Origin of the sequence: Frankia sp. AgKG'84/4, from assembly GCF_023242965.2 — a bacterium.
Taxonomy (GTDB): Bacteria; Actinomycetota; Actinomycetes; order Frankiales; family Frankiaceae; genus Frankia.
Genome location: NZ_JALKFU020000184.1, coordinates 1 through 9,066, shown reverse-complemented (window position 1 = coordinate 9,066; position 9,066 = coordinate 1). Strand labels below are relative to the sequence as shown.

The 9,066-nt window shown below is 73.9% G+C and carries 7 protein-coding genes; 2 read left to right on the top strand and 5 right to left on the bottom strand.

Annotated features, from left to right (window positions below):
• Positions 1-156 precede the first annotated feature (156 nt).
• Positions 157-1,035 (top strand): glutamate ABC transporter substrate-binding protein, encoded by an 879-nt coding sequence (locus MXD58_RS13360; protein WP_250609364.1) that lies wholly within the window; start codon positions 157-159, stop codon positions 1,033-1,035.
• A 192-nt stretch (positions 1,036-1,227) separates the two neighbouring features.
• Here the strand turns inward: MXD58_RS13360 and MXD58_RS13355 are convergent, their stop codons facing one another.
• The 4 genes from MXD58_RS13355 to MXD58_RS13340 form a co-directional block, all read right to left on the bottom strand.
• Positions 1,228-3,615, bottom strand: coding sequence for a serine/threonine-protein kinase (locus tag MXD58_RS13355; protein WP_248837778.1), 2,388 nt, complete (start codon positions 3,613-3,615; stop codon positions 1,228-1,230).
• 570 nt (positions 3,616-4,185) lie between these two features.
• On the bottom strand, positions 4,186-4,464 hold the full coding sequence (locus MXD58_RS13350) for a GlsB/YeaQ/YmgE family stress response membrane protein (RefSeq protein WP_248837777.1): 279 nt from the start codon (positions 4,462-4,464) through the stop codon (positions 4,186-4,188).
• 145 nt (positions 4,465-4,609) lie between these two features.
• Positions 4,610-5,506 carry an ABC transporter ATP-binding protein gene (locus MXD58_RS13345; RefSeq protein ID WP_248837776.1) on the bottom strand — a complete coding sequence of 299 codons (897 nt, stop codon included), beginning with the start codon at positions 5,504-5,506 and terminating at the stop codon, positions 4,610-4,612.
• A complete protein-coding gene (locus MXD58_RS13340) occupies positions 5,503-6,774 on the bottom strand; it encodes an aminotransferase-like domain-containing protein (RefSeq protein WP_248837775.1) in 1,272 nt (423 codons plus the stop codon). Before MXD58_RS13340 ends, MXD58_RS13345 begins: the two co-directional genes overlap by 4 nt.
• Positions 6,775-7,165: 391 nt before the next feature.
• On the opposite strand from MXD58_RS13340, the gene mftR reads away from it, so the two are divergent.
• Positions 7,166-7,780 (top strand): mycofactocin system transcriptional regulator MftR, encoded by a 615-nt coding sequence (gene mftR / locus MXD58_RS13335; RefSeq protein WP_248837774.1) that lies wholly within the window; start codon positions 7,166-7,168, stop codon positions 7,778-7,780.
• A gap of 108 nt (positions 7,781-7,888) precedes the next feature.
• On the opposite strand, the gene MXD58_RS13330 is transcribed toward mftR, so the two are convergent.
• Positions 7,889-8,935: a hypothetical protein gene (locus tag MXD58_RS13330; protein ID WP_248837875.1), complete on the bottom strand. Its 1,047-nt coding sequence runs from the start codon at positions 8,933-8,935 to the stop codon at positions 7,889-7,891.
• Positions 8,936-9,066 lie beyond the last annotated feature (131 nt).

Genomic DNA, 9,066 nt, shown 5'->3' with positions numbered 1-9,066 from the left:
TCCATAAATAAGTCGGGGTGCGGGCGCGAACCGGCGCGCGCCGGCCGAGATTCACGTCATGGTCGGCGTCCGCCCCCGGGGGACCCCGCCCCAGACGTCCCGCGGCGACCGCGGCGGGGGGGAGAGGCAGGGGCGGGGGGGGGGGGTTCGTGGGGCGTGGACGGGCTGCCACTGCGGGCCAGCGCACCGGCGCTGGCCTCGCTGCCCGCACCCGGTCAGATGCCCGCCGGCAGCCGGCTTTCCATGATCGCCAAGGGGCGAGGCTACCTGCGGGTCGGCATCGCGACCGACGCGCCGCCGGCGGGGCTGATGAACTGGCGGACCCTGCGACTGGAGGGGTTCGACGTCGGGATCGCCCGCGCGGTCGCCGCCGCGATCTTCGGGGCGGCGGACGTCGACGACCACATTCAGTTCCACGCGGTCACCACCTCCGAACGCGAGGACCTGCTGCGTTCCAACATGGTCGACATGCTGGTCGCCACCATGACCATCACCTGCGAACGCAAACGGCAGGTCCGGTTCTCCACCCCCTACTACGAATCCACGCTGCGGCTGCTGGTTCGCCAGGACGCGGGCATCGGCAGCCTCCCCGACCTCGTCGGCCGGCCGGTCTGCACCTCGGCGGGCAGCACCGCCAGCGAGAAGCTCGCCCGGCTGCCCGCGCCGGCGCCGCGGTTGGTGACCCGAACCCGGATTGCCGACTGCCTGGTCGCCCTCCAGTACGGCGCCGTCGACGCGATCGTCGGCGACGACGTGCTGCTTGCCGGACTAGCTGCGCAGGACCCGTACACGACCGTGCTGGGCCCGCAGGCGTTCGGCCCGGCCTTCGCGGCCGGTGGACAGCTGGACGAGCCGTACGGCATCGCGATGCCGATCACTGGCGACGCCGCGGGGGACAACGGCTTCGTCTCCTTCGTCAACGGCGTGCTTCGCCAGATCATGCTCGACGGCACCTGGTCGCAGCTCTACGACGAGTGGCTTCGGCCGGGCCTGCGGATGCCGGGACGCCCACCCCTCGTCGGCACCTTGCCCTGACGCGGGCCCGCCGCCCAGCGCCCGACACCATCGGTCGGTCGGCGTCGGTCGGCGTCGGTCGGCGGGCATCGTGAGTGCCCGAAGGGGACTACGCGGACTCCGCCAGGGGCCGGGAGCGTGGACGCTGCGCAGGCCCGGGTCGGTGATCAGAACGAGTTCGACCCGCAGGCCGTCGGGTCCTGGGAACCGGGATCAAACCAGCGTGCGGGGGCGGGCGAGGTTCGCCTGGTTGACCAGGCGCACCCGGCCGGCCCGGTCCCGGGTGAGCCGCGCCATCTCCCGGTAGGTCTCGGCGAGGGCGAAGCGCAGCTCGCGTTCGACCATCGGGCGACCGAGCAGGTCCGGCGCCGCCGGCCCGTCCGCGGGGACGCCGCCCTCGGCAAGCAGGCCCAGGGCGGCGAGGAAGATGTCGCGGCGCAGTTCCGCGCGGCGTCGTTCGCCCAGGTCGAGCAGCGGATCGGCCAGGATCGCCGCCGCCCGCAGCAGGACCGCGCAACCGGCCGCCGGTGGGTGGGCCACGGGCGGCTGGCTCACCAGCACACCGATCATCCGCACCCGCGAGGCGGTGTAGGCGGAGGAGGAGCGCTGCACCCGCTGGTAGGCGTCGAGCCTGCCGCCGGGGTCGACCCGGCACCGGGCCAGGCCGAACGCGGCACTCGTCACGCCGGGATCGATGACGCACACGACGTCGAACAGTTCCGCCGCGCGCTCCCGCGCCGCTTCGCGTTCCGCGGCCGAACCGGCGCCCGCGGCCACCTCGGCGAGCGCGACGGCGAGGGCCAGGCGCGGCGCGATCTCCCCTGGGACCTGCGAGTACACCCGGTCGAAGGCCGCGACGGCGAGGCCCGGGCGCCGGCCGACCAGCGCCGCGAGCCCCCGGTACCAGTCGATGCGCCATTCGTGCGGGGCATCCGCGGTCGCCTCATCGAGTACCCGCCCCGCCGCCTCGAGCTGCCCGGCACGGATCGCGGCACGCGCCCGCGACAGCCGGACCTCGAAGGTCATCGGTATGATCGCCGCCAGCCGCGCGGTGAGCGCGTCGGGATCCTCGTCCGGCCCGGCGGACAACGCGGGCGCCCGCGGGTCGTCCGGGTCCACCCGTAGGTCGGGCAGCACCTCCCAGGGCGCGGGCGGCCCCGCCGGACCGGCCTCGCCCGTGGGGTGCCCGGCGGAGTCGAACCAGCGACTCGCCAACGGCGGCACCGGACCCTCCGTGCTCGCGACGATCTCGTAGAGCACCCCGACCAGCTCGTCGGTGAGTTCCGTGGTGCTCTGGAAGCGCCGCCGCGGGTCGGTCGCGGTCGCCCGGCGCAGCAGCCGGTCCAGCGACTCGAACTCCCGCAGCCGCGGATGGGCGCGGCGCGGGGGAAGCACGTGCCGGTAGGCGTCGACGAAACCGGGGAAACGCCCCAGGACCAGGCGGGCGAGGGTGCGGGCGACGGCGAAGATGTCCGTCGTCACCGTCGGTGTGGTCCGCTCGATCCCGCCGGGGCGTTCGCCATCGTCGTCGAGTTCGGGCGCCCGGTAGCCGGGGGTCGACAGGTAGCCGGAGACCCGGTCGTCGAGTCGGCGTGCCCCGCCGAGGTCGATCAGTTTCACGCCGGACGGCGTGATCATCACGTTGTCCGGTTTGAAGTCGCAGTACACCAGGCCCATTCGGTGCAGGTGGCCCAGCGCGGGCAGGACCCGCAGCAGATAGCGCAGGACGTCGGCGGCCGGCGGCGCACCAGGGCGCCCGTCCGGGCCGGCGGGTGCGGAGTCGGCCAGCGTCGTCAGCGAGATCCCGGGCACGTACTCCATGACGATGTAGTCCTCCCCGGCATGGGTGACGTAGTCGAGGATCTTCACGATCGCCGGGTGGGATACCGTCGTGAGAATCCGGCGCTCACCCTCCGCGATCCGCCGGGCCTCCGGGTTCGCCGCGTCGAGCAGGCCCTTGAGCACGACCCATGCCTGCACGTCGTCGCCACCGAGGTTGTCGTCGGTCGCGGCGTAGACCCAGCCGAGGCCGCCGTGGGCGATCACGCCGTGGACGGTGTACCGGCCGACCCGCTCGCCCGGTCGCAGCTTGACGGTGAACGAGTAGCGGTGTCCGCACTGATCGCAGGTGCCTTCCAGGGCGGCGGCGTCGTGCTCGTCCGGTCGGGCCACCGGTGCGCCGCACCCCGCGCACTCCCGCAGGGCGACGGGCACGCTCGGGGCTTCGAGTAGCGGCGGGGTCGCGCCGGGGGATGGTCCGACGCGCCGGGGCAGGCGCAGCGGGTCCCGGGGCACGCCGGGTGCGGGCCCGCCCCGCGGGCGGGTGATGGCGCGGGGGGTGGGGACGGCGGGGTCGGCGTCGTCCTCCCGGCCGTCGCCCGGACGGGCGGAGCCGGTGAAGCGGGCGCGGGTGGGTTCGGTCGGTTCGAGCCACCGTAGTGGCGCGGCCTCGGCGCGGGCGGTGCCACCGGGTTCGTCGGGATCCTGCCGGCCGTGTTCCACCATGGGCGTGCCTCTCGCCGCCGTGTTCGTCCCGCTGCCGGACCTGACCTCGCGGGACGCCCGCCGCTCCGATCCGTCCACACCCGGCGGGATCACCATCCGTGGTCGATCGGGTGCGCCAACAGCCTGCCACGGCCAGGTGGGCCCGTCGCGGTGGGAGAGGCCGCGGACACGAAGACCGGCGCGGTCGGCGCGCGTCCTGGGCGGACGAGTTCCTCGAACCCGCTCCGTGTGCGTCGGACGGCAGGCGCCCGCCTCGAAGGAAGAGTGGGCAATGACGGCGGGCTGTCACGGAAATCGATCCGTAGGTCGGCGCGGATCCTGACGAAACGGATTGGCGGCAAGCCGGCCAGGTCCAGATGTTCGGTGGGTCTTACCGTGAATCTCAGAATATTCGGAGACGCGGGCGGCAGTCGCGGGCCGGCCGGCCCGGAGCTATCGCGGCGAGCGCGATTTCTCGCGGTGGCCGAGAGTTTCAGGAGGCGGTGGGTTCGTCGAAGCCGCCGGGTTCGACGGCGAATCCACGCCACCGGGCCGCCGGTCGGCGGTGGTGGAGGCAGGTGTGGTGGGTCGCGCCCGGTCGGGGCACACGGCAAGGGGGGCGCCGGCCAGCCGCCCGGCGCCCCCCTTGCCGAGATGGGCGGCCCGGGGGGCGCACCGGGCCGCAGGTCAGTGGCGCACCGGCCGGCGGTTGGTCACGGCGCGGTAGACCAGCAGGGCGGCGATCGCACCGATGATCGACCCGATGAGCCCGGAGGGCTGGAACGCACCCTCGCTCAGGTCATGTCCGAACAGGATGTAACCGAGGAATCCGCCGATGAACGAGCCGACAAGGCCCAGGCCGATCGTGGCAGGAATGCCCATGGGGTCACGGCCGGGAACCAGAAGGCGGGCAACCGCCCCCGCGATAAGACCGAGAATAATGAAGCTGATGATGAACCAGAGCACGGTGACCTCCGCTGTCAGTGCCGGGGCCGGCGGCGGTGCCGGGGTGCGCCGCTTTCTTGTTCGCCGGGCTGTTCGACGAGAGATGTCCCCAAGGTCGACCCGGCCAAACTACCGATGTCGGGAAATGGTTCCCGCGGGCGGGAAGTCAGGTGATTCTGCCCTTCGGGTCACCCGTGCGGCGCGGCGAACGGGCGGTCCACCGGCCGTCGTCGCGGCGAACCTCGATGGCATGGTCGAAGCAGACGCTGACCAGCTCCGTGGTGACCACGTCGGCGACGGGCCCGGCGGCGAGCGACCGGCCGCCCCGCAGCAGCATCGCGTGACTCGTCGTCACCGGAAGGTCTTCGAGATGGTGGGTCACCAGCACGCTCGCCAGCTCGCCGACTTCCTCGGCCAGTGTCTCGACGCTCGCGAGCAGCCGCTCCCGGGCGGCGACGTCCAGGCCGGTCGCCGGCTCGTCGAGCAGCAGCAGCCTGGGCCGGGGCACCAGCGCCCGGGCGATGAGCGCGCGACCCCGCTCGCCCTGGGACAGCACGGGCCAGCGGGCGTCCCGCAGCGCGGCGATGCCGAGCAGGCCGAGCAGTTCCGCCACCCGTGTGCGCTCGTCGGCGGTCGGCGCCCACCGCGGGACGAGCTCGACGGTGCCCGTCGCCCCGGTGAGGACGACCTCCTCGACCGTCAGGGCAGAACGCAGCGGATGGCGCGGGTCGACGTGACCGATCCAGCCGCGCAACTGACGCACGTCCACCCGTCCGAGCCGGTGACCGAGCACGTCAACGCTGCCGTGGGTGGGATGGCGTAGCGCCGCGCACAGGCCCAGCAGCGTGCTCTTGCCCGCTCCGTTCGCGCCGAGCAACGCCCAGTGCTCGCCGGGGTGGACGGTGAACTCGATGTCGGCGAGCAGATGCCGGCCATCACGGACCAGACCCACCCCGGCGCAGCGCAGCACCGGCGCGTACACCGACCGTGCCGCGTCACCACCGGAGCGGGGCAACGGCGTCGCGTCGCGGTCGGGGCGCGACACCGACATGCCGGCGCTCATGTCCACTCTCCGCTGTTCGGCGGCCCCGCGGCCGCGGACCGAACGTCGGCGCCGGTGTCGGGCGCGGAGGTGGCGGTCGCGTGGGCGAGGACGGGAGCGAGGCGGGCGAGGCCTTCGGCGATGCGCGCCGGCGGGTTGGTGGTGAATGACAGCCGCAGCGTGTTGGGCGGCGGGGGACCGGCGTGGAACACCGCCCCCGGGACATAGGCGACCTTGTTCGTGAGGGCCGCGGGCAGCAGCGCCGCGGCGTCGAGACCATCCGGCAGGCGGGCCCAGACGAACATGCCGCCCTGCGGACGGGTCCAGTGACTACCGGCCGGCAGCGCGGTGGGCAGCGCGGCCAGCATCGCGTCGCGTCGTCGCCGGTAGGCGGCGCACACCGCGGCGAGGTGACGCTCGAGGTCGCCGTCGGCGAGGTAACGGGCGGCGGCCGCCTGGTCGATCGTCGAGGTGTGCAGGTCGGTGGCCTGCTTGGCGAGCACGCAGGCGCGCCGCAGCGGCGCCGGCGCGCGCAGCCAGCCCAGGCGCAGGCCCGGCGCGACCGTCTTGGACAGGCTGCCGAGCAGCACCGTGCGGTCGGCGGCGGCCGGGACGGTGGCGATCCAGGGCTGCGGTGTGCCCTCGAAGCGCAGGTCGCCGTACGGGTCGTCCTCGATGATCCACAGGCCGCGGCGAGCGGCGATGTCGGCGACGGCGTGGCGCCGCGCCGCGGTCATCGTCCGTCCGGTGGGGTTGTGGAAGGTGGGCACGAGGTAGAGCAGCCTGGGCCGGTGCTGGGTGAGCACCTCCTCGAGCCGGTCGGGCAGGATGCCGTCATCGTCGGTGGGTACGGCGACGACCCGGGCGCCGGCGAGGCCGAAGCACTGCAGGGCGGCCAGGTAGGTCGGCTCCTCGACGGCGACGACGTCTCCCGGCTGGAGCAGTGCGGCGGCGAGCAGGGTCAGCGCCTGCTGGGATCCGGTGGTGACGAGCAGGTCGTCGGCGTGCGTGGGCAGGCCGCGGCGGCCGAGGCGGGCGGCGAGCAGCGCGCGCAGGTCCGGGTCGCCCTCGGTGGTCGAGTACTGCAGGACCCGGCGGGGATCCTCGGCGAGGACCTGGTCGAAGGCGCGGCGCAGTCCCTGCGCGTCGAACAGTTCGGCGGCCGGCAGGCCACCCGCGAACGAGATCACCTCGGGGTCACCGGTCAGCGCGAGCAGGTCGCGCACGGGAGAGGTGCGCAGGGACCCGGCCCGGCCGGCGAGGTCAGGCAGGGCGGCGACAACGGTCATGACGGAACCGGACTCCTTGGAAGGCACGCGGTTGGTGGGCGCCGCGCCGGCCGCCGATTCCCGGCAGTCGACCGACGCGCGGCTCCGCCAGGGGCCGGGTCGCGGCGGGCGGGTCCACGCCGGGTCCGCAGGCGGACGCTGTGACTCCCACCCGGAACCCGGCATCCCAACATCTGGACAGATCCTCTCAGATGCTGGACGAACCCATGATAGCGCCTGTCCGGACGCGCCGGCACCCCTCGCCCTTCGCTCGGCGAGGACCGTTACGGTGAAGGGCAGCGACAAGGTCGTCAGTCAAGGCATGTCATCGCCGCGGGGCCACGGGTCACCAGGGCCCGCCGTCGCGAGCGCCCGGCGGCGAGTACCGCGAGGCAAGGCGAGGTGAGCGCGAGTGGCCAGCCATGCCCCGAGCGTGCGGGCCGATGGGCGGCGCGCTGGTCGTCGGCCGGCCACGAGCGCCGCGGAGCTCGAACATCTCGCTCTACGGATGTTCACCGACCAGGGCTTCGAGGAGACCACGGTCGACGACATCGCCCGCGAGGCCGGGATCGGGCGGCGCACCGTCTTCCGTTACTTCCCGTCGAAGAACGATCTCGCGTGGGGGAACTTCGACGCGCATCTCGAGGTCATGCGTGCGGCGCTGGCGGGCGCGCCGTCGGACGAACCCCTGCTGGCCGTCCTGCGCCGGGCGATTCTCGACTTCAACACCTATCCTGCGGCGGAGGGCGCCTGGCTGCGCCGGCGCATGATGCTGATCCTCGGCACGCCCGCTCTGCAGGCGCATTCGACGCTTCGCTTCGAAAGCTGGCGTGGGGTCGTGGCGGAGTTCGTCGCCCGCCGGGTCGGCGGGCCCGCGGGTGCCCTGCTGCCGCAGGCGGTCGCGGCCGCTCACCTCGGTGTCGCGGTGACGGCGTACGAACAGTGGCTGCGCGCCGACGATGCGGATCTGGTCGGGATCCTCGCCGAGGCGCTCGACCTGCTTGGGACCGGTTTCGCGGCGTTGTGACGTCCGGTCCGCCACCCGGCCCGCGGGACCCCCCCCACGTCGAATGCGGAGAGTAGTTAACTGGCGGTTCATGGCTCTGGCATGACGGCCGGTGAGCTGCCAGGCTGTCTACCCATCAACGCGAACCGGTGACTCTGAGCAGTCGCTGGCTGGTGGGAGGAACCACTCGATGGCAGGAACGAGCTCCACGAACGGCGCCGACCCGGGCGCCGTCGGCACGCGCTCCACCACCGGTGCCCTGATCAGCCCGACCTTCGTCTCGCCGACGCCGTTCCCAGCCGTGGACGGGGCGTCCTGGCGACCGCCCGCGAAGCCCGACGGCGAGCGGCGCACGGCCGGCTCGGCCGGCGACGCCCAGACCGGCGGTCCCGGCGCGACACCGGCCGGCACCGGGTCACTGGCCGCGGGTGAGGCCCGGGGAACTCCGGCGGGGTCCGCCTCGGAACCCGCCGCGCCCACCCGTTCCAGTGCCGGTGAGAAGCGACCAGGCGCAACGACGAGGTCCAGCTCCACCGGCGCCGCGGCCACCAGGTCCGCCGCCGGGAAATCCGCCGCCGTCAGGTCGAGGGCGCCCGCGCCCGCGGCCGTCAAGCCCACCGCCGTCACCTCCGGCGCCGAGAGGGCGGGCGCGGCGAACAGTGGCACCGCTGCGGGCAGCACCGCTGCGGGCAGCACCGCGAAGGACGGTCTCGGGAGGAGCGGCACGGCCATGGCCGGCACCGCCCAGGCTCGCCCTGTCAAGACCAGCACCTCCAGGGCTGACACCGTGAGAGCCAGCACCGGGAAAGCCGGCACCGCCCAGGCGAGCGCCGCGAAAGCCAGCACTGCCAAGGCCAGCACTGCCAAGGCCAGCACTGCCAAGGCCAGCACTGCCAAGGCCAGCACTGCCAGGGGTGGCATCGCGGCAACGGGTGGTGTGACGAAGGCTGGTACGGCCCGGAGCGGCGCCTCCAGCCCAGGCGCCGGCACGACCAGGACCGGTGTCCCCAGGACGCCGACGGCGAAGTCCAGCGCCGCGAAGTCCAGCGCCGCGAAGTCCAGCGCCGCGAGGTCTACCGCGACGGAGGCCAGCACCGCGGGAGCGAGTACGGCGAAGGCGAGCACGGCGAGGATCGGCACCGCCGCGGCGCGCCGGACCACAGGTACGAAGACCACCGGCTCGTTGGCGACGACGGCCGCTACCACCGGTGGTCATACCATGGCGGCGGGGGCACGAGGACCGTCCGGCCGGGCCGGGACCGCGCCGTCGGGCGGCATGAAGCCCGCCGGGCGCACGGCGCCCCGCC